Genomic DNA, 25717 nt, shown 5'->3' on the forward strand with positions numbered 1-25717 from the left:
TTAACGCAAAGGAAAGCAAGATATGGGACTGTTTGATTACAAAAATGCTGACGGCAAAGCGTTGTACAGCGACGCCATCGCGCTGACGCTGTACGCGTACACGCCAACCGGTCAGCCGCTGCCGGCCACCGGATGGGCGCCGATTGGCGCTACGCAGCTGGGTTACCAAGGCAAGGTCGGCGCTCAGGGCACCTTCTTTGGCGAGAAGGATGGCTTCACCAGTGCCGAGGCCGAAGTCCTCGGCAAGTACGACGGGGCGGGCAAGCTGATCGGTATCGGCATTGCCTTCCGTGGCACCGGCGGCCTGGGGTACAGCGACACCTTCGGCGATATGAAAAACAACCTGCTGGCTGCCGTCGGCCCGGTGGACTACGCGACGAACTACGCGAAAAACGCCTTCGACAACTTGCTCAAGAACGTTGCCGCGTTTTCGATTGCCCATGGACTGAGCGCCAAAGATGTGATGGTCAGCGGCCATAGCCTGGGCGGGCTGGGGGTCAACAGCCTCGCGGAGCTGAGCGGCAGCAACTGGGGCGGTTTCTTCAAGGACGCCAATTACATCGCGTTCGCCTCACCGACGCAGAGCGCCACCGGCAACAACGTGTTGAACATCGGCTACGAGAACGACCCGGTATTCCGGGTGCTCAACGGCACCACGTTCAGCAGCGGTTCCCTGGGCAAGCACGATGGTCATCAGGATTCGGCGACCAACAACATCGTCAACTTCAATGACCAGTACGCGTCCACCGCGCAGAACCTGGTGCCGTTCAGCATCCTCAATCCGCTGAACTGGTCAGCTCATGGCTCGTTGGGCTATGCCGACGGCTTGAACCGGGTGATCGACTCGCGTTTCTACGACCTCACCGAGAAGGACTCGACGCTGATCGTGTCCAACCTGGCGGAATCGTCCCGAGGCACGACCTGGGTCGAGGACCTGGGCCGCAGCGGCGAACCTCACACCGGCAGCACGTTCATTATCGGCACCGACAGCAACGACTTGCTCAAGGGTGGTGCCGGCAATGACTTCATCGAAGGTCGCGACGGCAACGACCGGTTTCGCGATGACGGTGGCTACAACCTCCTGCTGGGCGGCAAGGGCAGCAACACGTTCGAATTGCAGAAGCCGTTGCAGAACTTCAGCTTTGCCAATGATGGCGACGGCACGCTGTATGTGCGCGATGCCTATGGCGGCATCAGCATGACCCGCGACATCGGCGCGCTGGTCAGCAAGGAGTCGGGCTCATGGTGGGGAAGCAAGGAGGTGACTTACAGCGTCACCGCCAACGGCTTGCTCAACGGCAGTGAACTGACCCACTACAACCACTCGCTCAACGGTGACGCCTACGGCAACACCCTGGCGGCCAGCGTCGACGGCGACTGGTTGTTCGGCAATGCCGGCGACGATTTGCTGCGCAGCGACAAAAGCCAGGTGACCTTCGTAGGTGGCGCGGGCAATGACGTGATGCACGCCTCGGGTGGCAGCAACACGTTCCTGTTCAGCGGCGCCTTCGGTTTCGACGCGATCAACGGCTACCAGGGCAACGACAAACTGGTGTTCCTCGGCGTTCAGGGCGCGGGGCAGGGTTATGACTACAAGCAACACGCTTCGCAGTCGGGCCATGACACGGTGTTGAAGGTGGGTGACTTCGCCGTGACTCTGGTGGGAGTGGGACTGGACAGCCTGTCGGCTTCAGGCTTCACGTTTGCGTAAAGGCTGCATGCACTAAATGCTCCGGGGCGCCTCGGGAACGAGGCGTCCTGGTTGTGAGCTATCTCTGACAATTCCAACAAAAGAGAGGCAATACCCATGGGTGTGTATGACTACAAGAACTTCGGCGCAGCTGATTCCAAAGCGTTGTTTACCGACGCGATGGCAATCACGCTGTATTCCTATCACAACCTCGACAATGGCTTTGCCACCGGTTACCAGCACAACGGCTTCGGCCTTGGCTTGCCGGCGACCCTGGTTACCGCGCTACTGGGCGGCACCGATTCCCAAGGGGTGATCCCCGGTATTCCCTGGAATCCCGATTCGGAAAAAGCCGCACTGGATGCGGTGCAAAAAGCCGGCTGGACGCCCATCACGGCCTCGCAACTGGGCTATGACGGCAAGGTCGATGCTCGCGGAACGTTCTTTGGCGAGAAAGCCGGGTACACCAGCGCGCAGGTCGAGATCCTCGGCAAATACGATGCCCAGGGACACCTCAGTGAAATCGGCATCGCTTTTCGCGGCACCAGCGGCCCGCGGGAAACCTTGATTGGCGACTCCATCGGCGACGTGATCAACGATCTGCTGGCGGCGCTCGGTCCAAAGGATTATGCAAAAAACTATGTCGGCGAAGCCTTCGGTAATCTGCTCGGCGACGTCATGGCATTTGCCCAGGCCAATGGCCTGTCGGGCAAGAACGTGCTGGTCAGCGGCCATAGTCTCGGCGGGTTGGCGGTCAACAGCCTGGCGGACTTGAGCACGGACAAATGGTCCGGGTTCTACAAGGATTCCAACTACATCGCCTACGCGTCCCCGACCCAGAGCAGCACCGACAAAGTGCTCAACGTCGGCTATGAAAACGACCCGGTGTTTCGAGCCCTCGACGGTTCATCCTTCAACCTGTCGTCGGTGGGCGTGCACGATGCCGCCAAGGCCTCGGCGACCGATAACATCGTCAGCTTCAACGACCACTACGCCTCGACAGCGTGGAATGTGCTGCCGTTCTCCATCCTCAATATCCCGACCTGGATCTCGCACCTGCCGACCGCCTATGGCGACGGCATGAACCGGGTGATCGAATCGAAGTTCTACGACCTCACCAGCAAAGACTCGACGATCATCGTCGCCAATCTCTCCGACCCGGCGCGTGCCAATACCTGGGTTCAGGACCTCAATCGCAACGCTGAGACCCACAAGGGCAGTACGTTCATCATCGGCAGCGACGGCAACGACCTTATTCAGGGGGGCAAGGGCAACAACTACCTGGAGGGGCGTGACGGTAACGACACCTTCCGCGACGGTGGCGGCTACAACATCCTGCTGGGTGGCAAGGGCAGCAACGTGCTGGACTTGCAGCAGTCGGTGAAGAATTTCGACTTTGCCAATGACGGCGCCGGCAACCTCTACGTCCGTGATGCCAATGGCGGCATCAGCATCACCCGGGACATCGGCAGCATTGTCACCAAGGAACCGGGGTTCCTGTGGGGGCTGTTCAAGGATGACGTGACGCACAGCGTCACGGTCAATGGCCTTGCAGTCGGCAACAACCTGACGCAGTACGCGTCATCGGTGAAGGGCGGCGCGGGGGGCGATACGCTCAAGGCGCAGGCGACGGGGGACTGGCTGTTCGGTCTGGACGGCAACGATCATTTGATCGGCGGCAAGGGCAACGATGTGTTTGTGGGCGGAGCGGGGAATGACCTGATGGAATCGGGGGGCGGGGTGGATACGTTTTTGTTCAACGGTGCGTTTGGTCAGGACCGGGTTCTTGGGTATCAGGCGAACGACAAGCTGGTGTTTCTCGGGGTTCAGGGGGTGGCGCCGAATGATGACTATCGGGCTCATGCCACGGCGGTGGGGCAGGATACGGTGCTGACGTTTGGCGCGGATTCGGTGACGTTGGTGGGGGTTGGGCTGGAGAGCTTGTCCGGTTCAGGGATTGTTATTGCCTGACAGTGATGTGGCGCCGGTAAGGGCCCCTTCGCGAGCAAGCCCGCTCCCACATTAGACCGCGATCCAATGTGGGAGCGGGCTTGCTCCGGGCGGCGTTCCGACGATGAACGATAACGCGGTAAACCTGCCTGCTCGCGTGACCCGACAGTCACCTGCGGACTCCAATACCTTGCAACAACAGGAATAGGTCTAAAACAGGAGATTAAGGAACGTGAGTAACAGCAAGAGGCACATCATCGGTTTGGCACTGGCCCTGTTATCGGCAAGTGCCGCCGCAGAATTGCCTCACAGCTCGATTTTGAGCCGCTATGGCATGACGCCAGATCAACTGCCGACACCGGCATCGCCGGAAACCGTTGAACCCCTTGAAGAGAAAAGCCGTTTCCAGCTCCAGCCGGAAGAGCCTTTTGTGACCTTTCGCTCGGAGCAAAAGCAACCGGAGATCACCGGCAACATCAGCATCGATCACGCGATGCAACAGGATTACGACCGCTGCCAGAAGATTCATGAAGAACTGAGAAGGCGAGGAGGGAAGTTCATCTCCTGCGACAACACTACGCCGTGGATGCCATAGATTTTTGGCGTCTTTGAGGACCCCATCGCGGGCAAGCTGAACTGGTCAAGTAAATCCGGACACCGGTTACGGTGCTTATGCCGCTTTTTGCTCCATAGCTAGTGGCGACAGGTAGTTGTTGTAGCTGTGGAGCCTGGTGCGGTTGTAGTACATGAAGAAACGCGTCATATCAGTTTCGGCTTCCTTGACCGTGCTGTAGCCGTTACGAGGGACCCATTCTGACTTTAGCGTGCCGAAAAAGCGTTCTGTCGGCGCATTGTCCCAGCACTGCCCGCGACGACTCATGCTTTGCAAAATGTCATGGCGTCTCAGCTCTTCTTGAAACTTGCGACTGGTGTACTGACAACCCTGATCCGAATGGAACATTACTCCTGACGGGCATTTACGAAGCTCTGTCGCCATCCGTAGCGCCTTGCTGACCAGGTTCGCGTCGTTGACCAGAGAGAATGCCCAACCGATGACCCGGCGTGCATACAAGTCGATCACGATGGCCAGATGAACCCAACGTTTACCCACCATCAGGCTTGTAACATCGCCACACCAGACCTGATTGACTGCGGTCGGTTTGAAATTGCGCTTGAGCAAATTGGGTGCGACGAACGCTTCAACCCCTTTGGATCTGAATAGGTGCGGCTGGCGTTGTTTACTGACAATGTTGGCCTCTCTCATCAATGCTCTAACAAGGCTTCTTCCGGCAGATATATCTAGTGCCTTCAGGTTTTTGCTGATCGCTCTGGAGCCCAGGGCTTCCCGACTTTCGCTGTGCAACTCGACCACTTTCTCTTTGAGTTCTTCGCGTCTGATCTTTGGCTTGGCGCGCCGCTGCATCCATTCATAAAAGCTGCTGCGCTTCACATCGAAAACGCGACACAGGGTGGCGGTCGGAAATGACTCTCTTAGCTCCGCGATCATCGAAAACGATCGGGGTCCGACATCAAGAGAGCGGTAGCCTTTTTTAAGATTTCGGCTTCCAGTTCCAGGCGTTTGATCTTGGCTTTCAATTCCTGAATCTGGCGCTGATCCTCAGTAATTGCCTTGGTGCCCTGAACGGGTTGCCCTTTGCGCTCCTTGCGAACCTGCTCGACCCACCGCCGCAGGGCGGTAGGTCCAATACCTAAAGACGCGCAGACATCTGGAACGGGGCAATTATCGTCAATTACCATGCTGGCTGCACGATGCTTGAATTCGCGGGAATAGACCTTTCTTTCGTTCATGGAACCTCCAAATTGGCGAAATCATATCGCCCTTAAGAGGTGTCCGGAATTATTAGGCCAGTTCAAGCCCGCTCCCACAGGATCTTCGTTGTTTGCAGAATCCCTGTGGGAGCGGGCTTGCCCGCGATGAACGATAACTCGGTCCTCAGTCTTCCTCGCGAACCGTGGCCACGTCCTTGGCATTGACCTTCACCTTCGCGCCAGAAATATCCTCAAACTCGTAAAACCCGTCCTTGGTCTTGGTTTTCGGCATGTCCTTGGTCAAATACTGGGTGCCGTTCTGCAGCGTCACGACCGTTGGCGTCGAGCAACCGGCCAGGGCCAGGAAGGCCGCCGCTGCCAAGGGCAAACCCAGAGTCTTGATATTCATACCCACCTCTCAAAAATGCTAAAAAAAGCCGCCATGCCGGTTGGTGCCATGGATCGGCAGAAAGTTCGATGGCCACCTGAAAATAGCCAAATAGCGCCGCCGCTTATCCTTTTCCGTTTGCACCGGATACGCCGTAGCTGGTATCTGTACGCATAACCAGTACTCGCTCGCCATGGCCTATTTTCCCTGTGACTGTAAATCCTCTCGACGACCCGTTCTACTACTTGAACAACTTCATGCAAGTGCTTGATTGGCTTGAGCATCGCTATGCCGATGTGCTGAGCGTCGAGGAGCAAGCCTTCATCCGCGAGTTTAGTCGACAACCCCGCGAGTCCCGGGCGTTGCTGGTCAGGATGGTGATGCGCAAGGGTTTGCATTTCAGGGCTGGCAAGTTGAATTACGTCGAGATCGGTGACATTGCCCACGCTGCCGAGCCGTTGCTGGCGGCAGGCTGGATCGACGAGCAATCACCCTTGCCGATCGGCGAACTGTTCGTCGTTCTGCTCAAGGCCGAGATTCTGCACAGCTTCGGTGCTGCCATCGAGCAACCGAAAGGCAAGAAGACCGAATGGCTGGCGTCCCTGAGCGAGCAGTTGTCCGAGGAAAGAAGCTTCGCACAATGGTGCCCGCAACTGAACGACCGGCTGTTCACGCTGACCATCATGGACCTGTGTGACCGCTTTCGTCTGATGTTCTTCGGTAACCTTTATCAGGACTGGTCGGAATTCGTGCTGGCCGATCTCGGCATCTTTACCTATGAGAAAGTCGAATTCTGCGCCGAGTCCCGGGGCCTGCGCTGTCGTGATGACGTGGACGCCTGCCTGTTCCTGCATCATAGCCAGCAGCGTTTCGAGGCTGGCGAGGCGGTGGCGACCATTGTCGAGCAGATTAACGGGCTGGAACTCGATAACCCGTGGCTGCAACGACGTCGGGGCAAGCTTTTGTTCCAGATCGGTCAGCATTGCGAACGCATGGCGGATTTCTCCACGGCGCTGACGATTTACCGCGATTGCGCTTACCCCGGCGCACGGGTGCGCCTGATTCGTGTGCTGGAGCGCTGCGGTGAATATCAACTGGCCCTGCATCTGGCGGAGCACGCGGAGCAATCGCCGGAAAGTGCCACCGAGCATCAGCATGTGCTGCGTGTGTTGCCCAGGTTGCGGCGCAAACTCGGCGGCCCGGCAATGAAGCGGCCATCCCCTCGGGAAATGCTGCGACTGGACCTGCAATTGCCCCGGACCGATCTGGCGTTGTCGGTTGAGTTTTACGTCCAGGCACATCTGGCGGAGGATTCGGCGCCCGTGCATTACGTCGAGAACAGCCTGATCAACTCGCTGTTCGGTCTGCTGTGCTGGCCAGCGATCTTTGCACCGTTGCCGGGAGCGTTCTTTCACCCGTTCCAGCGCGGGCCGGTGGACCTGCTCAACGAAGACTTTCATGCACGTCGGACGGATTTGTTTCGGGCCTGTCTCGATGAACTCGACGACGGCCGCTACCTCCAGACCATCCGCGAACGTTATGCCGCCAAGTGGGGCGTGCAGTCACCCTTCGTGTTCTGGGGCGCGCTGAGCGAAGACCTGCTGGACCAGGCCCTCGATTGCCTGCCGGCCGAACACCTCAAGCACTGGTTCAATCGTCTGCTGCTGGACATCAAGGCCAACCGTGCCGGAATGCCGGACCTGATCCAGTTCTGGCCGCAGCACAAGACCTACCGCATGATCGAAGTCAAAGGCCCCGGCGATCGCCTGCAAGACAACCAATTGCGTTGGCTGGAGTTCTGCCACGAACATCAGATGCCGATCGCCGTCTGCTATGTGCAATGGGCGGAGCAGAGCGCTTGAGCTACAGCATTGCGGTGCGGGCGCTGTGTGAATTCACCGCCAAGGTCGGCGACCTCGACCTGCGATTTACCCCGTCGCCGACTGCGCTTGAGGGCATCGTCGGGCACCGCACCGTTGCCTCGCGTCGAAGTGAGGGTTATCAAAGCGAAGTTGCCCTCGAAGGCCTGTACAAAACCTTGAAGGTAAAGGGCAGGGCGGACGGCTATGACCCGGCGCAAAACTGCCTGGAAGAAGTCAAAACCTATCGCGGCGACCTGAGCAAGCAACCGGCCAACCACCGACAACTGCACTGGGCGCAGGCGAAGGTCTACGGCTGGCTGATGTGCCAGAAACTGGAGCTGGCGCAGATCAATCTGGCGCTGGTGTACTTCGATATCGTCAGCGAAAAGGAAACCTGTCTGGTCGAGGCCTTCAGCTCCGCGGAGCTGGAGCAGTTCTTCGAGCATCATTGCGGACTGTTCCTGCAGTGGGCCGAGCAGGAGATGGCTCATCGCGAAGGACGAAATCGCGCAGCGCAGCAATTGGCGTTTCCCCATGCCGACTTTCGTCCGGGGCAACGGCACCTGGCGGAGTCGGTGTTCAAAGCGGTCAGCACCGGTCGTTGCCTGATGGCCCAGGCGCCGACCGGCATCGGCAAAACCGTCGGCACGCTGTTTCCGATGCTCAAGGCCCTGGCGCCGCAGCAATTGGACAAGGTGTTCTTTCTCACGGCGAAAACGCCGGGGCGCAAACTGGCACTGGACGCCGCGCAAGTGATCCTTGAAAGCGCCGATGCGCCGCCGCTGCGGGTGTTGGAGATGATCGCCCGGGACAAGGCCTGCGAGCATCCGGACAAAGCCTGTCACGGTGAATCATGTCCGTTGGCCCAGGGTTTTTATGATCGTTTGCCGGCCGCCCGCCAAGCCGCCAGTGAGCTGAGCCTGCTGAATCAGGGCGCATTGCGCGAGGTGGCATTGGCGCATGAGGTTTGCCCTTATTACCTGAGCCAGGAAATGGCCCGTTGGGCAGACGTGGTGGTCGCCGACTACAACTATTACTTCGATTTCAGTGCGCTGCTGTTCGGGTTGGCTCAGGCCAACAACTGGAAAGTCGCGGTGTTGGTGGATGAGGCGCATAACCTCGTGGAGCGCGGCCGGCAGATGTACAGCGCCACGCTCGACCAGTCGACCCTCAACGGGGTGCGAAAAACCGCGCCGGACGCGCTGAAAAAACCGTTGCAGCGGGTCAATCGAGAGTGGAATGCCCTGCACAATCTGCAACTTGCCGCGTATCAGGCTTATGACAAGGCCCCGGAAAAACTCCTCCAGGCCCTGTCTTCGTGCAGCGCGAGCATCGGCGACTATCTCAACGATCATCCCCAGGGCCTGGACAGCGCCTTGCAGGGTTTTTACTTCGACATGCTGCAGTTCTGTCGCGTGGCCGAACTCTTTGATGAGCAGTTCCTGTTCGACATCAGCAAGCGCGACCTCGAGCGCAAACACAACCTGTCGCAACTGTGCCTGCGCAACGTGGTGCCGGCCGGTTTCATACGCCCGCGCCTGACCGCTGCGCGCAGCACGGTGCTGTTTTCCGCGACGCTGAGCCCTCGGCATTACTACGCGGACTTGCTGGGGACGCCGCCGGACACGGTGTGCATCGATGTCGAATCACCGTTCCATGCCGACCAGTTGAAAGTGCACATCGTCAGCCAGATATCGACCCGATTCGTGCACCGCCAAGCGTCCCTCGAACCGATAGTCGAACTGATCGCCCGACAATTCAGCCAACGCCCCGGCAACTACCTGGCGTTTTTCAGCAGCTTCGATTATTTGCAGCAAGTGGCTCAGTTACTGGCCGAACGACACCCGCAGATCAACCTGTGGTTGCAGTCCCGGGGAATGGCGGAGGGGCAGCGTCAGGCCTTTCTCGATCAGTTCACCGCGCACAGCCAGGGCGTCGGTTTTGCGGTACTGGGCGGGGCGTTCGGTGAAGGCATCGACTTGCCCGGCGCACGCCTGATCGGTGCGTTCATTGCCACCCTGGGCCTGGCGCAGCTCAATCCGGTCAACGAGCAGTTGAAGCATCGGATGGCGGCGATTTTCGGCGCCGGTTATGACTACACGTATCTGTATCCAGGCGTGCAGAAAGTGGTGCAGGCGGCAGGACGGGTGATCCGCACTCAGCAGGATCAGGGCGTGGTGATGTTGATTGATGACCGGTTCGGCGACAGCAAAGTCAAACAGTTGCTGCCGCGCTGGTGGTCGGTTGAGCAAGCGCTTTTTCACCAGGTCACGTAGGATTTTTTACTTTTTAAAACAGTGACATATCTTGAAAGACACGCTCATTTGAACTACTGGTTAAACACCGCTTTATTAGAAGGACAGGCAGTCACTTCCTGCCAGTTCTTTGATAAGGAAATCAAGGCATGTCCTCTGCACCGAATTACGCTTACACCCCTGAGCAGGTCACTGCAGCGTTCAATGAAATCAAAACCACGCTGTTCCGCGGTATCACGGCCGAGGTAACACCCAAGATCCTCGTGGTTGCCGGGCTGCAAGGATCGGGCAAAACCTTCCTGCTGGAAAACAAACTCTTGCCGACCCGGCGCTACGACAAATATGTTCGTCTCTACCTGCCCGAATACCGACAAAAACATCCTCAATACGCGGAGATGATCAAGCTCGGCGTCCTGCATGCCTACGAACATACGGAAGACTTTGTCAGAAAGGTCAGCGCCAAGATTTTCACCGAAGCCTTTACCCTCAAATACAACATCATCATGGAGTGTGCGTTCGACAGCCTCGATTTCGCCGCGTTTCCACCGTTGGCGACAGCGGCCGGCTATCAGTTCGAAACGCATATCGTTGGCTGCACCCTGGAGTTTGCTCACGTTTCGAGCTTCAAAAGAGCCTTCAAAAGCCTGGAAAACCGCGAACTCGAAAGGTTTGTCAGGTTATCGACGCTGGAGGCCAGCATGAGCAATGCACTCGCGATCATTCTTGCCTTCGAAACTGCTTCGAAGTCTGTCGACTGTTCCCGGATCACTGTGTATGAACGCGGGTTCGGCGCGCTGAAAGAGCGTGTCTCCCGTGCTCATATCACCTACACCACAACCGCGGACGTGACGCCTTCAACGGCGCCGACGGTGTACAGCGCCTATGGCAGCATCATCAATAATCAGGTCTATACCCAAAGTGATCGTGACGAGGTGATAAAAGAATGCCACCTGGCGTTACTCAAAACTCAAACCTACGCCAAGGATGTCCCTGACTTTGTCTACAACGATCTGTACGCCTACATCGTCAAATACGTGAACCGCTAAGCAGGCGTACCCATTCGGCGGCGAAGCGGTGACAGTCTCCCGGCCAGCGAGCGGTCAGCAACTGGCCATCGCGGACGACGAAACCTCGTTGTGGCTGGTCCGCCGAATCACGTACCGCCAGGACGGGGCCTCGCAGGAAATCCATCGGGCTGGACAGGGCGGCGGTGACTTCCGCTTCGACAGTTTGAGGATAGGTTCGGTAGTAGCGCCCGAGCCAGGCGGCGGTGATTGCCCAGGCAGGCAGCTCCATGGTGTTGGCCACCAATGCGGTGACCTTGCGACCCTGCAACACCGACAGCCCGGAATCGGGGTCGAGCGTGCGGGCGAGCAACAGCACACCATGACAGACCGCTGCCACCGGTTTGTCGGCCTTGAAAAAGTGCAGGGCGACCCGTCGGGCCTGCTCGGACTCCAACAGGCTACGCATGCCCTTGGCATGCCCGCCAGGAATCAGCAGCCCCTGGAACTCGCTGGGGTCGATATCGTCATAGGGCAGCGGTTTGCGAAATGAAGGGTCTTCGATCATCCGGGCGTAGCTTGCAAGGTCGGCCTTGCGCGTCATCAGCAACGGGTTCAATGGACCAAAGCCGATATCCACCAGGCGCGAGTCGGCGTAGGCGGGCATGCCCTCGGGGGACGCGAAGCGCACCTCGATGCCGGCCTGGCGCATGGCTTGCCATGGAACGCTGCTCTCAGTGGGATCGTAGTCAGAGGTGGGCAACAGAATCAGGATCATGGGGGCGCCTTGAATCGGCCAGGAATGGCGATTGGCGTCGAGAATAGGTGGTCGGAGCGTTATGCTCCAGTGTGCGGCCGTTTTCCGGCTTTCCAAACCCACGGTTTGTCGCATACTCCTGAAAACAACAATCACAGGTGTGATCGATGAGTGATAACAAGTCCAAAACCTACTCCATCGAGGAAATGCGTTTTCGCCTGCTGATTGATGCCGTGGTGGACTATGCGATCTACATGATTGATCCCGACGGCATCATCACCAGTTGGAACTCTGGCGCCAGGCGTTTCAAGGGGTATGAGGAGGCGGAGATCCTTGGTGAGCATTTTTCGCGGTTCTATACCGAAGAAGATCGCCGCAACGGTATGCCCCAGCGTGCGCTGGATACCGCGATCCGCGAAGGTCGTTTCGAGGGGGAAGGCTGGCGGGTTCGCAAGGACGGCACGCACTTCTGGTGCCATGTGGTGATCGATCCGATTATCGATCCGACGGGAACGCTGTTGGGTTTTGCCAAGATCACCCGGGACCTTACCGACCGCAAAATGGCCGAAGAAACCCTCAAGCAAAGCGAGCAGCAGTTTCGTTTGCTGGTTCAAAGCGTCACTGACTACGCCATCTACATGCTCGCCCCGGACGGACGCCTGACCAACTGGAATCTGGGGGCCCAGCGGATCAAGGGCTACCGGCCCGAAGAAGTCATCGGCCAGCATTTTTCGATGTTCTACACCCCCGAAGACCGCGAAGCCGGGGAACCGCAACGCGCGTTGGAGACGGCTACGCGGGAGGGGCGCTTTGAAAACAGGGCCTGGCGCGTGCGCAAGGACGGAACGCGGTTTTTTGCCCATGTCGTGGTCGATCCGATCTGGGGCGAAACGGGCACGTTGTTGGGCTTTGCCAAAATTACCCGTGACATCACCGAAGCTACGCAAGCTCAGAAGGATCTGGAAAAAACTCGAGAGGCGCTGTTCCAGGCGCAGAAGATGCAGGCCATCGGCCAACTCAGTGGAGGGATCGCCCACGACTTCAATAATCTGCTGACGGTCATCCTTGGCAATCTGGAAATCGTCCGAAAACGCGTGGGAGACGATCCGAAAGTCACTCGATTGGTGGACAACGCCACCCAGGGAGCCTTGCGCGGTGTATCCCTGACCCAACGCATGCTGGCGTTCGCCAGGCGTCAGGAACTCAAGTCCGAATCCGTCGAGATCCCCGCGCTGGTGGAGGGGATCACTGGACTCTTGCGCAGTTCCCTCGGGCCCGCCGTGCAGCTTGAAACACGCTTTTCTCCCGACCTTGTACCGGTCATGGCCGATGTCAATCAACTCGAACTGGCCGTGCTGAATCTCGCAACGAATGCCCGGGATGCCATGCCCAACGGCGGGAAAATCATCATCAGCACGCGGACGGAAGAAATTTCCGATCAATCAACGTTATCGCTGGAGGCAGGCCAATATGTTTGCCTGAGTGTCACCGATACGGGAGAGGGAATGGATAATGCGACTCTGGCCTCGGCGATGGACCCGTTTTTCACCACAAAAGGGGTCGGTAAAGGCACGGGGCTGGGGTTGTCGATGGTTCATGGCTTTATCGAGCAGTTGGGCGGGCGATTCATTCTCAAGAGTCAGAAGGACATCGGCACCGTCGCCGAACTGTGGATACCTGTCGCTACGGATGATTCGGTCGCCAAGCCCGCTGCAGCGGAAGTGGAAGCACCGCCGGTGGCTCAGTTGTGCGTACTGGTCGTGGATGATGACAGCCTGGTGTTGACCAGTACCGGCCTGTTGCTGGAGGACCTCGGCCACCGGGTGATCAGCGCAGTGTCCGGTGCACAAGCGCTTGAGCAGTTTGACGTCGAGAAGAATATTGACCTGGTCATCACCGACATGGCCATGCCGCAAATGAACGGCGCGCAATTGGCGCAGGCCATCCGGACCTTGAAGCCAGACCTGCCGATCATCCTCGCGACGGGCTATGCGGAGCGCCTGGAAGGTTTCGCCACCAGACTCCCGCGTTTGTCCAAACCCTTTACCCAACTCAATCTGGTGGAAGTCATTGCCTTGGCTATGAAGTGACTGCATCCGACTGAACTTTGCCCGAGCAGGTTTCGTCTGAATGCTTTCCCAGTCCACATGTGATTTTAGTGCCCAGAATACTGACCGAACACACCGCCGAAGAGGCCATGACCGAACACAACGCCAAGATGTTCGGTTCGCCAAAGGAGCGTCTGGATTTCTACCGTCGGGAAATCCAGTACGAAACCAGCATCCTCGCCAATCGAACCGATGCTTATCTGGCCGCGCAATCGTTTCTCGTGATTGCCTTCGCCTCCTGCATGTCCAACCTCAATCCCGAATGGGGGAAACTCTTCACCCTGGTGGTGCCACCGTTCCTCGCACTGCTGGGGTTGCTCAGTTCGCTGAACGCCTGGCCGGGTATTCGTGCAGCCTATGACATCATCGATCACTGGCACTTCAAGCAGAGTGAGTTGCTGCGCAGCGAGCCATTGATGGGGCTGGCTTACGATGAGTCACCGCTGTTCAGTGAGATGGAATCGTCCCACAAGGGTTACCGCAAATCCCTGCTGTTTTCCGTGCGTACGCCGTGGATCTTCGCCACCTTCTGGGTGCTGCTGGGCAGCTACGCGGTTTACATCCAGGTCACCAACCCGGGCGGCTGATGCGCAAATGTAAAAAGCCCGACACACGCCGGGCTTCTTTACATCCGCCAACCGAATCAAGCTGCCATATTAGGTGTGCTCATTTCTTTCTTGTACTGGGCCTTAAGCGTTTCCATCTGCGCCCCCAACTCTTCCAGCGTGTCTTTGCCCAGCAGCTTTTTGGCTTGAGGGAACATTTCCGTTTCTTCTTCTTCGATGTGGTGTTCCAGCAGCTCTTTGACCACCTTCACTCGACCTGCAAATTCCGGGGTGGAAGGGTCGGTGACTTTCAGGTCCGGCAGCACCAGCGAATCCACAGTGCGGTGTTCTTCCTTGGCTTCGTAGTACATGACGTCCTGTTCCTTGCCTCCGGCCTTTTTGTACGCCGGGTACAAGACTTCCTCTTCGAGGCGAGTATGGATGGCTATTTCCATTTCAAGCTTGGCCAGCAGCTCAGTGCGCTTTTTAACACCACGCTCGGTGGACTCGCTCAACTGAGTCAGGATGCCCTTTACGCGTTCATGGTCGGATTTCAACAGGTCGATGGCGTTCATGGTCGAATCTCTCAAATAGTCACGGGGATGGGCGCAAACGGTCTCATGGCCGTAGGTCGCTCATAGGCTTGGAGCATTTGTCGTGCCGAGTTCATAACCATTGTTTACACGATAAAAAACAATGAGTTGAGATGGCTGATGGCGAATTGAGGTCGTGCAGGCTGCATGAGTCCGGAAATTGACTCATGCAGTTCGCGGCGTGGTGTTTTTCCTTATTAACGCGGGACACACCTGTGGCGCTCATGACTGACATGACCGGCACCTTAATTTGCAAAAAATCAAATAACCTGTTTCTTGCGCCGTTCGTAACGGGCGAGGGTAGGTTGCGTACTGACTCCGTGGATGAGGATGCTTAACGCGACCACGGACAAGGTCAGGTCAGTACACAGCGTCGCCACCGACTGGCCCAACCCGTGATTCAAGGCATAGAACAGGTAATACAGGCTGCCGATGCCGCGTATGCCGAACCAGCCAATCAACATTCGCTGGCGCCAATCGAGCAAGCTGCCCCACGGCAATACAGCGACACTCAAGGGACGAATCAGGCAAAACAACACTCCGCCGACCAGCAGGGCGCGCCAGTCCCAGTGTGCGATCAGCACGACACCGAGCAGGGTCACCAGGAACACTTCCATGGCCCGCTCCACGAGACTGCCGAAGGCGAGCATGTCACCCATCATGATGCCCGCGGCAACCTGGGTGTCTTCAAGGTTTTCTGTATCGCCATGCACAGCGTGCTGAGGTTCGACGTTCTGGTGACCGACAACCGGCTGGACCAGATGCTCGGCAGGTAACTCGTGATTGCCCGTTGACTTGACTTCTTCCTGCCGCAATCCGAGGCCGGCGGCGAACACCGACAGAAACCCGTATGCATGGATCGACTCGGCCCCGACATACGCCAAGGCAATCAAGGCGAGGGCGAGGTAATCGTTCGGGGACAGCGTGCTGTCATCATTCCTGATGCGCAGTGACAGCGTAAGGCGCCCGATGCCGCGTCCCATCCAGTAACCCGTCAGTAAACCCGCCGGAACGGCCCAGAGCAGACTGCGCAGCACCCAGTCGCCAAACCAGCCGGGGTTGCCATCGTGTTGCAGCAGGAGGAGGCCAAGGATCACGAACGGAAACGCAATGCCGTCATTGAGCCCGGCTTCACCGGAGAGGCCAAACCGCACGCTGTCGTCATCCCGCGCGTCGTTGACCTGGACCAGAGCGGCGAGCACCGGGTCGGTAGGCGCCAGGATCGAGCCGATCAGCATTGACGCGCCCCACGACAATTGCAGCCCGTAATGCAGCAGCAGGGAGATGCCGCCAATGGTCAGCAGCATGACCGGTCCGGCCAGGCCGAATGCGACCCGCCAGTTTTTATGCTTGAGCGGCGAGCGCAATTTCAGCCCACAGACAAACAACGAAAAGAGCACCGCGACTTCCGTCAGGTGCTCCATCCAGATCGACGCGTCACCGGTGTCCAGTTTCAACAGCCCGAGCCCGGCCGGCCCGATGCCGACACCCAGCACCAGGCACACCGCCGACGTGGTCACCGGCATCCAGCGAAGGTATGACGAGGTCAGCGCCAGCGTCAGCAGTACGGCACCCAACACGGCCACCCATAAAATGAAACTCATGCTCGGTTCTCGCTGGGCGTGGGCCGCGTTTGTGGGGCGAGCATGACGACCTCCTCGAGCGGCCCGCGATGGGGCACTAAAGGTATTGAGCGGGGAGATTTGTCAGGGGTTCATTATTTCGTGGGTTCACTCGTTTTGTAGCAGTTGGCGAAGCCTGCGTTCGGCTGCGCAGCAGTCGTAAACCCGGTATGCACGGTTTTCCTGCAGCACCGTGGTTGAATGGTTTTACGACTGCTGCGCAGCCGAACGCAGGCTGCGCCAGCTGCTACAGGGGTGATCACAGAATCGGTTTGCCGCAGGTCACTCCGTGGCGCTGCCCGGTGATACCCAAATCCACAGGGGATTTGCAGGGTGTAGATGAGGGGGTGTCAGGCTTTGAGTTTCAGCAAACTGCTTTCCATGCGCGCCAATCCTTCTTCAAGCAACGCCCGTGGGCAGCCGAAGTTCAGGCGCACGAATTGCCGGGCGCTGTCGCCGAAGTCCAGACCGGGGCTCAGGCCTACCTTGGCCTGGTCGAGGAAGAACTGCTGCGGATTGTCCAACCCCAGGGCGGAGCAATCGAGCCACGCCAGATACGTACCTTGCGGAATGTTGATCGTCACACCCGGCAAACGGCTGCGAACCGCTTCCACCAGGTAATCCCGATTGCTTTGCAGATAGGCTTTCAACCCGGCCAGCCACGGGCCGCCTTCGCTGTAGGCAACGCGAGTCGCTTCCATGCCCAGCGGGTTGACGCTGTCGACCATGCCGCAACGGGCGTGGTTGACCTTCGCTCGCAGCGCCGAGTCCTGAATGATCATGAAGGAGGTTTTCAGACCGGCAATGTTGTAAGCCTTGCTCGCCGACATCAGGGTGATGGTGCGCTTGGCGATCTGCGGGCTGAGCGATGCCGTGGGAATGTGTACGCGGCCGTCGAAGCACAACTCGGCATGAATCTCGTCGGAGATGATCCAGGCATTCTGTTCCACGCAGATGTCGGCCACAGCTTGCAGTTCTTCCCGTGGGAAGACTTTGCCCAGCGGGTTATGCGGGTTGCTCAGCAGCAGCGCACCGCCGCCGGTCAGCGCCTGGCTCAAGGCTGCGAGCGGCGTGTCATAGGTGCCGTCAGCCAACGCGTCGAATTCGAGTTCAACCTTGTTCAAGCCCCAATGACCCGGTGCATGACGCAGCGGCGGGTAGTTCGGCACCTGAACCACAACATTTTGTTGCGGCTCGACCAGCGCCTTCAGGGCCATGTTGAAACCCGACTCCACACCCGGCAGGAAGATCAGTTCTTCAGGCAAGACGCGCCAGGCGTATTTGTTCCAGAGGTCGGCCACGATGGCAGCGCGCAGATTTTCCTGAGGCACGCTGTAACCGACCATCGGGTGTTCCAGGCGTTTACGCAGGGCTTCAAGGATGACCGGCGGCGCGGCGAAGTCCATGTCGGCGACCCACATCGGCAACACGTCGGCCGGGTAGCGGCTCCACTTGGTACTGCCGGTGTCGTGGCGGTCGAACACCTGATCAAAGTCGAAGGTCATGCTCAGTCTCATAAAGGCCGGTTGGATATGGCGCCCATGATAATCGCCCGGCCCTGTGGGAGCGAGACGGTAATGTCCCGAACATCACAATCCCTTCAGAGATGCCTGAAGTTCAGCGGGTACTGGATGACCACATACACCCGGTCAATATCTTCCCCCGCCTGCGCCGTGTTGGCCCGATGCGAGACATGGGACAGTTGCACGGACAAACCCTTGGCCGCCCCCGACTGCACGATGTAGTGCAGGTCGATGTCGCGCTCCCAATGCCGGCCGCCATCGCCTTGTTGAGGGACGTACTCACCGACTGACTCATCAAACGGGTTGTAGGCGCCGCCCTTCGGTGCATGGGTGCCGTCGATCTGGCTGCCCATGACGTAACGCGTCATGAATGTCAGGCCGGGGATCCCGAAGGTGCTCAAATCGAGGTCGTAACGTGCCTGCCATGAGCTTTCATGGGCGCCGTTGAAGTCGGCGTACTTGATTGAGTTGGCGAGGTAGATCGAATCTCCGCCGACAAAATCGAACGGCGTGTCGCCATTGATTTTTTGATACGCCAGGGTGAAAGCATGCGCATCGACGGTGTACTTGCCCGACAGGCTGAACGCGGTGGTATCGATGGCGCCGGCCAGTGCTTTGCCGGTGTCCTGCGTGTGGTAGAGATTGGCGTCGAGCAACACCCCGGACTGCTTCAGGTGCAGGTTGGCGTAGTACTGATGCCAGGTGTCGGTCAGTTCTGAGGCGTAGAACGCGCCGCCGACAGGACTTTGCGTGAACAGGTCGGTGCCGAGAAAGGTAATGCCGCCGGCCTCGGTGTTGGCACCGTAGCCGTAGAAGTTGCCTTTGCTCGAAGAATTGTCCTGGTTCTTGAACGCTGTGAAATGACCGGCAACCAGGTTCATGCCATCGATTTCGTGGCTGTTGAGCAGAAAGCCTGTGGCGTACTCCGGTTGCAGGCGTTTGTCCGCGGTGTCGAACACCGGGGTTTCCACCATCATTTCGCCAAAGGCCAAAGTGGTTTGCGAAGCTCTGATTTTTAGCGCGCCACCGCCACTGGAATAGTTGTCTTCGCTACGGCCTTCAGCATCCACGGGCAGCAATCCCGTCCCGGAATGTCCCTTGCCGCCATCCAGCTTCAACCCCAAAAAAGCATGGGCATCGAGGCCAAAGCCAAGCGTTCCGGATGTGAAACCAGATTCAAAAGTGCTGATAAAGCCTTGAGCCCATTCGGCTTTATAGCTTTTTCCTGTGGGCGAAGGGGACCGGTAGTCGCTGTTGAGGTAGAAGTTTCGGCTGAGCACTTCAAGCGTCGCGCCGTCCAGGAACCCTTGAGCGGGTTCATCAGCCAGGGTTGTCCCGGCGAATAGCATCGACAACCAAAAGGGAAGGGCTTGCTTGCGAAACGTCATGGGTCAATCACCACGCAGCAGCGACTGCAGAATGTCCGCAGTCGCTGGCTTTTTATAGGAAAACCGCTTAATGGCCTTCCGAAGCACCGAACATGGTTTTGGCGTAGATCAGGCCAAGACCGTAGGACCCACCGTTGGCGATCGAGGTTTTCACGGTTTCTTCGTAGGTTTCGGTACGTGCCCAGTCGCGTTGCAGTTCGAGCAGGTATTGCAGCGAGGTCATTGGGCGAGCACCGATCTGGATCATGCGCTGCATGGCCATTTCATGGGCTTCGGTGCTGACGTCGCCACAGGCATCGGCGATCACGTAGACCTCGAAACCCTGGTCGATGGCCGACAATGCCGGGCCGACGATGCACACCGAAGTCCAGAGGCCGGCGAGGACGATTTTCTGTTTGCCGAAGGCGTTGACTTCGACGGCAATGCGCTCGTCTTCCCAGGTGTTCATGCTGGTGCGGTCGATGACGTTGTGTTCCGGGAACACCGACTTGATTTCGTCGAAGATCGGGCCGGAAAAGCTCTTCTCGGCGACGGTGGTCAGGATGGTCGACACCTTGAAGCCCCGTGCAGCCTTGGCCACGAGCGCAGCGTTGTTGCGCAGGGTGACGGCGTCGATCGACTTGGTCGCGAAGGACATCTGCGACTGGTGATCGATCATGATCAGGGTGTGGTCAGTCGGGGTCAGCAGGGTTTTGCCGGGAACAGCTTTGGCGATGGCCATGGCGGGGTCCTTACGGGTGAGTGAGGAGGCCATGGTTGCGCAGATTCCAGCGGGGATATTGAATCGGTGTGCTGTGTTTCGGGATTTTTGCGAGGACGCTTGAAAGGCGAAGCCCCGCGCAACATGGCGCGGGGCTGTCCGTCATTGCATCACATAACGCCCGGGCGCCGATTCCAGCGCCGGGTATTGCGTGTTACCGGTGTGCAGCACAGAAGGCTGGCGCTCGCCGGCCTGCTCTGCCAGCCAGACGAACCAGTCATTCCACCAGCTTCCGGCATGTTCCTGGGCATTCATGAACCAGGTTTCAGGGTCCTTCGTGACCCGATTGTTGGTCCAGTAATGGCGTTTTTCCTTGGCCGGCGGATTGATTACCCCGGCGATATGCCCTGAGGCACCCAGCACGAAGCGCTTGGTCCCGGAAAGCAACTGGGTGCTGGCATAAGCGCTGCGCCACGGCACGATGTGATCGTCGTGGGTGGCCAGGATGTACGCCGGCGCATCGATGGCGCGCAGGTCCAGCTTGACCCCGCAGCAGTCCAGCTCACCAGTTTTCAGGTCGTTTTGCAGATAGGTGTGGCGCAGATACCAACAGTACATCGGCCCCGGGAGGTTGGTGCTGTCGTTGTTCCAGAACAGCAGGTCGAGGGGGATCGGCTTCTGGCCCTTGAGGTATTTGTCGACGTTGTAGTTCCACCACAAGTCGTTGGGGCGCAGCAGCGAGAAGGTGTTGCCCATGTCCTCGCCCTTGAACAGGCCGATGGGGCCGTCCAGGCCGCCGATGGTGCGTTCGCGGTAGGCCACCAGTTGCTCGTCGACGAAGATGTCGATGGGGCCGGTGTCGAGGTAGTCGAGGAAGGTGGTCAACAGGCTTACGCTGGCGATGTCCTTGTCGCCCCGCGCCGCCAGTACGGCCAGCGCCGAACTCAACAACGTGCCGCCGATGCAGAAACCCACGCAATTGGGGCGTTGCTCACCGCTGATCTCGCGGGTCACTTGCAGGCCTTTGATGATGCCTGTTTCGATCAGGTCATCCCACGTAGTGCCGGCGTGCGCCTGATCGAAGTTGCGCCACGACATCAGGAACACCGGGTGGCCCTGTTGCAGCAGATGGCGAACCATCGAGTTGTCCGGGCGCAGGTCGAGGATGTAGTACTTGTTGATCGATGGCGGAACGATGAACACCGGGCGCCGGTACTGGGTTTCGCTTTGCGGGTAGTACTGAATCAGCTGGAACAGTTCGTTCTCGAACACCACTTCGCCGGGAGTGTTGGCCAGATCGACACCGACCTTGAAGGCGCCGCTGTCGCACTGGCGCATCTTGCCTTCCTGCAGGTCACTGGCCAGGTGCAACAGGCCGGTGAACAGGCTGCCGCCCTGAGTGTCGACGACCCGCTGCAAGGCATCAGGGTTGCTGGCCAAAAAGTTGCTGGGTGCACCGGCGGCAATCGCTTGCTCCACCAGATACAGCAGACGCTGGCGGGGCTTCTTGTCTTTGATGGGTAGCTTATCGAGCAGTTTCAGCAGGAAACCGGCGTTGAGCAGGTAGAACGCCGCGAGGGAACCGAATAGTGGTGTGCTCCAGTTGCCGCTGGAAAAACGTCGATCTTCAAAGGAGAACGGCTGGCCGGTCAGCAGACGCTGGCCCAGATCACCCCATTGGGTTTGATAGTCGGCTTGCAGGCTTTCCAGGGTGGTGCGCGGCAGGTCGAACCACTCGTCGTAGGCCTGGCCGGTGAACCACGGATTGGTGCTGACCCACAGGCGTAATTGTTGCACTGCAAAGGAGGCAATGAACGGGACCTGACCGGACCAGAAGGTGTTGAAAGTGTGCGCGTTATTGTCCATGGAACTCCTTGCCCACATCGGTAAACCGGGCAGAAAAAAACCGCGGTGCCGGAATTCGGCACCGCGTCAGCAGCCAAGCAAGCAGTCCTGTTTTTCTTGTTATCGTTCGATGACCAGGCTGACGCCTTGGCCGCCGCCGATGCACAACGTGGCCAGGCCTTTTTTGCCGTCACGACGAATCAACTCGTGCACCAGCGACACCAGAATCCGTGCGCCTGACGCGCCGATCGGGTGTCCGAGCGCAATGGCGCCACCGTTGACGTTGACTTTGCTGGTGTCCCAGCCGAGTTCTTTGCCAACTGCCAGGGATTGCGCGGCGAACGCTTCGTTGGCTTCGATCAGGTCCAGGTCGTCCAGGCTCCAGCCGGCTTTCTCCAGCACCAGGCGGGTGGCCGGGACCGGGCCGATGCCCATGATCGACGGGTCCACGCCCGCGCTGGCGTAAGCCTTGATACGCGCCAGAACCGGCAAGCCGAGGGCCTGGGCCTTGGCGGCGCTGGCCAGCAGCAACACGGCGGCGCCATCGTTGAGGGTCGACGAGTTGCCGGCGGTCACGCTGCCGTTTTTCTGGAACGCCGGTTTGAGGTTGCTCAAGGCTTGCAGCGTGCTGTCCGGGCGCGGTTGTTCATCCGTGTCGAACACCAGTGGATCGCCCTTGCGCTGGGGAATCAGGATCGGGGTGATTTCACGCTTGAAGTAACCCGCTTCAATGGCCGCGGCCGCTTTCTGTTGCGAAGCGGCGGCAAAGACGTCCTGAGCTTCGCGGCTGATGCTGTATTGGTGAGCCAGATTCTCCGCGGTGATGCCCATGTGGTAATCGTTGAAGGCGTCCCACAAACCGTCCTGAATCACGCTGTCTTGCAGTTGCGCATGACCCAGACGCAGACCGGTGCGTGCCTTGGGCAGCACATAAGGCGCCAGGCTCATGTTTTCCTGACCGCCGGCAATCACCAGTTCGGCGTCGCCGCAACGGATCGCCTGGACGGCCAGTTGCACGGCCTTGAGACCTGAGCCACAGACCTTGTTCAGGGTCAGGGCAGGGGTGGTAAACGGCAGGCCGGCCTTGATTGCTGTCTGGCGTGCCGGGTTTTGCCCGGAACCGGCGGTGAGCACCTGGCCGAGGATCACTTCATCGATCTGCGCGCCGTCCAGACCGGTCTCTTCCAGCAGACGGCGAATCACGGCTGCGCCCAGTTCAGTGGCTGGAATCGCGGACAGGGCACCTTGAAAACTGCCAATGGCGGTACGAGTAGCGGCAACGATTACGACTTCGTTCATGCGTGACCTCATTAAAATGTTGTCGAGCGGGAGCAGGGCGTCCGTGCCCTGATCGGTCTACTGCATGTTCATGCCGCCGTTCACCGAGAAGTCGGCGCCGGTGCTGTAGCCCGATTCATCGGAAGCCAGCCAGGCGACGATCGAGGCGATTTCTTCGGGTTGGCCGAGGCGCCCGACGGGGGTTGCCGCGATCATGGTGTCGAGAATGTCCGGGCGGATGGCTGCGGTCATGCTGGTCTGGATGTAACCCGGGGAGACGGTGTTGACGGTCACGCCCTTGCCGGACACTTCCCGCGCCAGTGCCATGGTGAAGCCATGAATGCCGGCCTTGGCCGCGCTGTAGTTGGTCTGGCCGAACTGGCCGCGTTGACCGTTGATCGAGGAGATGTTGATCACCCGTCCCCAACCCTTGGCCAACATGCCTTCAATCACCTGCTTGGTGGTGTTGAACAGGCCCGTCAGGTTGGTGCCGATGACCGCGTTCCAGTCCTCGGGCGTCAGCTTGCGAAAGGAGGCATCACGCGTGATGCCTGCGTTGTTGACCAGCACATCGACCGGACCGAATTGTTCCCGCGCCATCTCGAATGCCTTGCGCGTCGACTCCCAATCGGTGATGTCGCCGTAGATGCACTCGAACTGATAGCCCGCCGCCAATTGAGTGGCAATCCAGTCGTTCTTGCGGGCGGAATCAGCGCTGCAACCGACGATGACCTTGAATCCTTCCTTGTACAGGCGCTGGCTTATCGCAGTGCCAATCCCACCCATACCACCCGTGACCAACGCAATACGACCAAGCGACTTCATAAGCTCCGTTCCTTTTATATTTTTGCGTTGCAAGATGGAAGGATTGTTCGGTATCGGAGGGAGATTCGGAAGTGTTGGGAGGTGACGGTGTGGTGTCCAACGGTGCCAAGCGCAATTCGCCACTTGCCTGTGTAGCAGCTGTCGAGCCTGCGTTCGGCTGCGCAGCAGTCGTGAAGTCATGCGCTGCCGTGTGTCAGGAGGACCGTGTATTCAGGGTTTACGACTGCTTCGCAGCCGAACGCAGCCTCGCAGGCTCGGCAGCTGCTACAAAGCGACGAATGACCGGGAACAGTGGCTAAAAATGAGAGTTACCTATACTGGGATCAATATTGGCAATGGTACCCCCCGTTAGTATTTGATTCACCGCAGATCAGTCATGGCTCCGGACAGGATGTTCGGTTCCACAGGTCATTGAGGACGCCATGTATAGAATGAGTTCAGGCTATGCCAGCGTGCTGGTAAATACGCTCTCGGCTCAAGGACTGGATGTCGCCAGTCTGTGTCGGGAGGCTGGACTGGATATTCATCTCGCGGACAAACCAGGAGCGTTTTGCGAGCGAAAGGCCATCTATCGACTCTGGGAACTGGCCGCACAGGCCTCGGGCGATCCGGACATTGGCTTGAGGGCCTATGGCAGTTTTCACCCCGGCAGCTTTCAGATCGTCGGCTACACCATGATGTCCAGCCTGAATCTGAAAAAAGCCCTTGAACGCCTGGTTCGTTTCAGTCCGTTGATTGGCACCGGGTTCAGCCTTTTCTTTACCGCTGAACAGCAACATTACCGCCTGTCCGGGCTCGACCATCAACAGCATGGTTCGGTCAAACCGCGCCAGTACACCGATGCCGGTCTGGCGTCATTGCTGGGTTTCTGCCGCAAGCTGTTGGGCGGCGACGCACCGCATCCCTTGAGCGTTGAGTTCACTTATCCCGAGCCCGAAGACATCTCCGAGCATCGACGGCTGTTTGGCTGCAATCTGCATTTCGACGCGCCCTATGACAGCATTTTGTTTGACGGGCAGGAGCTGATGCGGCCGTTGAGCATGGCCAATGAAGCGTTGGCGGTGCTGCATGACAGTTTTGCCGAGGCGCAACTGGACCTGCTGTTTGGTTTTTGCATTGTCGGCCGGATTCGCGCGCTGATCACCGAGCGCTTGAGTCAAGGCCAGGGGCAGTGCGACATGGAGTCGATCGCGGCGGCCTTGAACATCAGCAAGCGCACGCTGCAACGTGCGCTGGAAAAGGAGGGGACGCAATTCAAGGACGTGCAGAACGCGGTGCGCCGGCAACTCGCCGATTTCTACCTGCGTCATTCTCACTTCAACATGAAGCATGTCGCGTATCTCCTTGGTTTTCATGACCACAGCAGCTTTAACAAAGCCTGTAGCCGCTGGTTTGGGATGACGCCGGGTCAGTATCGCTCCGATGAATCGTTTGAACTCGAGGAAACCGCGCCGGTTTGACGCGGTGAACTGCTCTAGCTTTTTGTGAGCAACGAATGCCCTGTGGGAGCGAATCTGTGCGTGGCGAGGGAGCTTGCTCCCGCTCGGCTGCGAAGCAGTCGCAAACTTTTGGGGCCGCTTCGCGACCCAGCGGGAGCAAGCTCCCTCGCCACAC

At 58.6% G+C, this 25717-nt stretch carries 21 protein-coding genes; 9 read left to right on the forward strand and 12 right to left on the reverse strand.

Annotated features, from left to right (window positions below; genetic code table 11):
- Positions 1-22 precede the first annotated feature (22 nt).
- From ACYZT8_RS14455 to ACYZT8_RS14465, 3 genes are all read left to right on the forward strand, one after another.
- Positions 23-1711 carry a polyurethane esterase gene (locus tag ACYZT8_RS14455; RefSeq protein ID WP_461982135.1) on the forward strand — a complete coding sequence of 563 codons (1689 nt, stop codon included), beginning with the start codon at positions 23-25 and terminating at the stop codon, positions 1709-1711.
- 96 nt (positions 1712-1807) lie between these two features.
- Complete coding sequence (locus tag ACYZT8_RS14460) at positions 1808-3661, forward strand: polyurethane esterase (protein ID WP_461982137.1); 1854 nt, start codon at positions 1808-1810, stop codon at positions 3659-3661.
- Positions 3662-3872: 211 nt separating this feature from the next.
- On the forward strand, positions 3873-4235 hold the full coding sequence (locus ACYZT8_RS14465; protein WP_461982139.1) for a hypothetical protein: 363 nt from the start codon (positions 3873-3875) through the stop codon (positions 4233-4235).
- A 75-nt stretch (positions 4236-4310) separates the two neighbouring features.
- On the opposite strand, the gene ACYZT8_RS14470 is transcribed toward ACYZT8_RS14465, so the two are convergent.
- The 3 genes from ACYZT8_RS14470 to ACYZT8_RS14480 all read right to left on the reverse strand — a co-directional run bounded on the left by ACYZT8_RS14470 (position 4311) and on the right by ACYZT8_RS14480 (position 5819).
- Positions 4311-5147 (reverse strand): IS3 family transposase, encoded by an 837-nt coding sequence (locus ACYZT8_RS14470; RefSeq protein ID WP_461973779.1) that lies wholly within the window; start codon positions 5145-5147, stop codon positions 4311-4313.
- A complete protein-coding gene (locus ACYZT8_RS14475) occupies positions 5144-5449 on the reverse strand; it encodes a transposase (protein WP_461973777.1) in 306 nt (101 codons plus the stop codon). The genes ACYZT8_RS14470 and ACYZT8_RS14475 overlap by 4 nt, the downstream gene beginning before the upstream one ends.
- A gap of 145 nt (positions 5450-5594) precedes the next feature.
- Complete coding sequence (locus ACYZT8_RS14480) at positions 5595-5819, reverse strand: YgdI/YgdR family lipoprotein (RefSeq protein WP_461958848.1); 225 nt, start codon at positions 5817-5819, stop codon at positions 5595-5597.
- Between the two features lie 236 nt (positions 5820-6055).
- Between ACYZT8_RS14480 and ACYZT8_RS14485 the strand changes: the two genes are divergently transcribed.
- From ACYZT8_RS14485 to ACYZT8_RS14495, 3 genes are all read left to right on the forward strand, one after another.
- A complete protein-coding gene (locus ACYZT8_RS14485; protein ID WP_461982472.1) occupies positions 6056-7660 on the forward strand; it encodes a VRR-NUC domain-containing protein in 1605 nt (534 codons plus the stop codon).
- The gene (locus ACYZT8_RS14490; protein ID WP_461982141.1) at positions 7657-9936 is read left to right on the forward strand and encodes an ATP-dependent DNA helicase; all 2280 of its coding nucleotides are present in this window, start codon (positions 7657-7659) and stop codon (positions 9934-9936) included. The genes ACYZT8_RS14485 and ACYZT8_RS14490 overlap by 4 nt, the downstream gene beginning before the upstream one ends.
- Positions 9937-10064: 128 nt before the next feature.
- Positions 10065-10961: a zeta toxin family protein gene (locus ACYZT8_RS14495; protein WP_461982143.1), complete on the forward strand. Its 897-nt coding sequence runs from the start codon at positions 10065-10067 to the stop codon at positions 10959-10961.
- Here ACYZT8_RS14495 and ACYZT8_RS14500 read toward each other — a convergent pair.
- Positions 10942-11697, reverse strand: a complete 756-nt coding sequence (locus ACYZT8_RS14500) for a DJ-1/PfpI family protein (protein ID WP_461982145.1) — start codon at positions 11695-11697, stop codon at positions 10942-10944. The two genes, ACYZT8_RS14495 and ACYZT8_RS14500, sit on opposite strands and share 20 nt — an antisense overlap.
- Before the next feature lie 146 nt (positions 11698-11843).
- Between ACYZT8_RS14500 and ACYZT8_RS14505 the strand changes: the two genes are divergently transcribed.
- Positions 11844-13766 (forward strand): hybrid sensor histidine kinase/response regulator, encoded by a 1923-nt coding sequence (locus ACYZT8_RS14505; protein WP_461982147.1) that lies wholly within the window; start codon positions 11844-11846, stop codon positions 13764-13766.
- A gap of 68 nt (positions 13767-13834) precedes the next feature.
- Positions 13835-14371, forward strand: a complete 537-nt coding sequence (locus ACYZT8_RS14510) for a hypothetical protein (RefSeq protein WP_461982149.1) — start codon at positions 13835-13837, stop codon at positions 14369-14371.
- Between the two features lie 56 nt (positions 14372-14427).
- On the opposite strand, the gene ACYZT8_RS14515 is transcribed toward ACYZT8_RS14510, so the two are convergent.
- The 8 genes from ACYZT8_RS14515 to phbB all read right to left on the reverse strand — a co-directional run bounded on the left by ACYZT8_RS14515 (position 14428) and on the right by phbB (position 24103).
- Complete coding sequence (locus ACYZT8_RS14515) at positions 14428-14904, reverse strand: hemerythrin domain-containing protein (RefSeq protein WP_461982151.1); 477 nt, start codon at positions 14902-14904, stop codon at positions 14428-14430.
- Positions 14905-15182: 278 nt separating this feature from the next.
- Entirely contained in the window at positions 15183-16526 is a 1344-nt protein-coding gene (locus ACYZT8_RS14520) for a cation:proton antiporter (protein ID WP_461982153.1), read from the reverse strand.
- A gap of 368 nt (positions 16527-16894) precedes the next feature.
- Entirely contained in the window at positions 16895-18049 is a 1155-nt protein-coding gene (locus tag ACYZT8_RS14525; RefSeq protein ID WP_461982155.1) for a MalY/PatB family protein, read from the reverse strand.
- A 95-nt stretch (positions 18050-18144) separates the two neighbouring features.
- Positions 18145-19455 carry an OprD family porin gene (locus ACYZT8_RS14530; protein WP_461982157.1) on the reverse strand — a complete coding sequence of 437 codons (1311 nt, stop codon included), beginning with the start codon at positions 19453-19455 and terminating at the stop codon, positions 18145-18147.
- 67 nt (positions 19456-19522) lie between these two features.
- On the reverse strand, positions 19523-20176 hold the full coding sequence (locus tag ACYZT8_RS14535; RefSeq protein WP_094467459.1) for a hydrolase: 654 nt from the start codon (positions 20174-20176) through the stop codon (positions 19523-19525).
- Positions 20177-20317: 141 nt separating this feature from the next.
- Entirely contained in the window at positions 20318-22021 is a 1704-nt protein-coding gene (gene phaC / locus ACYZT8_RS14540; RefSeq protein WP_461982159.1) for a class I poly(R)-hydroxyalkanoic acid synthase, read from the reverse strand.
- 99 nt (positions 22022-22120) lie between these two features.
- Positions 22121-23299 carry an acetyl-CoA C-acetyltransferase gene (locus ACYZT8_RS14545; RefSeq protein WP_461982161.1) on the reverse strand — a complete coding sequence of 393 codons (1179 nt, stop codon included), beginning with the start codon at positions 23297-23299 and terminating at the stop codon, positions 22121-22123.
- 57 nt (positions 23300-23356) lie between these two features.
- The gene (phbB, locus tag ACYZT8_RS14550; RefSeq protein ID WP_461982163.1) at positions 23357-24103 is read right to left on the reverse strand and encodes an acetoacetyl-CoA reductase; all 747 of its coding nucleotides are present in this window, start codon (positions 24101-24103) and stop codon (positions 23357-23359) included.
- A gap of 422 nt (positions 24104-24525) precedes the next feature.
- Here phbB and ACYZT8_RS14555 point away from each other — a divergent pair, with 422 nt between their 5' ends.
- Positions 24526-25563, forward strand: a complete 1038-nt coding sequence (locus ACYZT8_RS14555; protein ID WP_461982165.1) for an AraC family transcriptional regulator — start codon at positions 24526-24528, stop codon at positions 25561-25563.
- Positions 25564-25717: the final 154 nt, after the last annotated feature.

The sequence above is a fragment of the Pseudomonas sp. LB3P93 genome (assembly GCF_054898025.1).

What these genes read in the sequence shown, in the direction of transcription:
- ACYZT8_RS14455 (WP_461982135.1), top strand. Translation starts at nt 23, where the DNA reads ATGGGACTGTTTGATTACAAAAATGCTGACGGCAAAGCGTTGTACAGC.
- ACYZT8_RS14460 (WP_461982137.1), top strand. Translation starts at nt 1,808, where the DNA reads ATGGGTGTGTATGACTACAAGAACTTCGGCGCAGCTGATTCCAAAGCG.
- ACYZT8_RS14470 (WP_461973779.1), bottom strand. Translation starts at nt 5,147, where the DNA reads ATGATCGCGGAGCTAAGAGAGTCATTTCCGACCGCCACCCTGTGTCGC.
- ACYZT8_RS14475 (WP_461973777.1), bottom strand. Translation starts at nt 5,449, where the DNA reads ATGAACGAAAGAAAGGTCTATTCCCGCGAATTCAAGCATCGTGCAGCC.
- ACYZT8_RS14480 (WP_461958848.1), bottom strand. Translation starts at nt 5,819, where the DNA reads ATGAATATCAAGACTCTGGGTTTGCCCTTGGCAGCGGCGGCCTTCCTG.
- ACYZT8_RS14485 (WP_461982472.1), top strand. Translation starts at nt 6,056, where the DNA reads ATGCAAGTGCTTGATTGGCTTGAGCATCGCTATGCCGATGTGCTGAGC.
- ACYZT8_RS14495 (WP_461982143.1), top strand. Translation starts at nt 10,065, where the DNA reads ATGTCCTCTGCACCGAATTACGCTTACACCCCTGAGCAGGTCACTGCA.
- ACYZT8_RS14500 (WP_461982145.1), bottom strand. Translation starts at nt 11,697, where the DNA reads ATGATCCTGATTCTGTTGCCCACCTCTGACTACGATCCCACTGAGAGC.
- ACYZT8_RS14505 (WP_461982147.1), top strand. Translation starts at nt 11,844, where the DNA reads ATGAGTGATAACAAGTCCAAAACCTACTCCATCGAGGAAATGCGTTTT.
- ACYZT8_RS14515 (WP_461982151.1), bottom strand. Translation starts at nt 14,904, where the DNA reads ATGAACGCCATCGACCTGTTGAAATCCGACCATGAACGCGTAAAGGGC.
- ACYZT8_RS14520 (WP_461982153.1), bottom strand. Translation starts at nt 16,526, where the DNA reads ATGAGTTTCATTTTATGGGTGGCCGTGTTGGGTGCCGTACTGCTGACG.
- ACYZT8_RS14525 (WP_461982155.1), bottom strand. Translation starts at nt 18,049, where the DNA reads ATGACCTTCGACTTTGATCAGGTGTTCGACCGCCACGACACCGGCAGT.
- ACYZT8_RS14530 (WP_461982157.1), bottom strand. Translation starts at nt 19,455, where the DNA reads ATGACGTTTCGCAAGCAAGCCCTTCCCTTTTGGTTGTCGATGCTATTC.
- ACYZT8_RS14535 (WP_094467459.1), bottom strand. Translation starts at nt 20,176, where the DNA reads ATGGCCATCGCCAAAGCTGTTCCCGGCAAAACCCTGCTGACCCCGACT.
- phaC (WP_461982159.1), bottom strand. Translation starts at nt 22,021, where the DNA reads ATGGACAATAACGCGCACACTTTCAACACCTTCTGGTCCGGTCAGGTC.
- ACYZT8_RS14545 (WP_461982161.1), bottom strand. Translation starts at nt 23,299, where the DNA reads ATGAACGAAGTCGTAATCGTTGCCGCTACTCGTACCGCCATTGGCAGT.
- phbB (WP_461982163.1), bottom strand. Translation starts at nt 24,103, where the DNA reads ATGAAGTCGCTTGGTCGTATTGCGTTGGTCACGGGTGGTATGGGTGGG.
- ACYZT8_RS14555 (WP_461982165.1), top strand. Translation starts at nt 24,526, where the DNA reads ATGTATAGAATGAGTTCAGGCTATGCCAGCGTGCTGGTAAATACGCTC.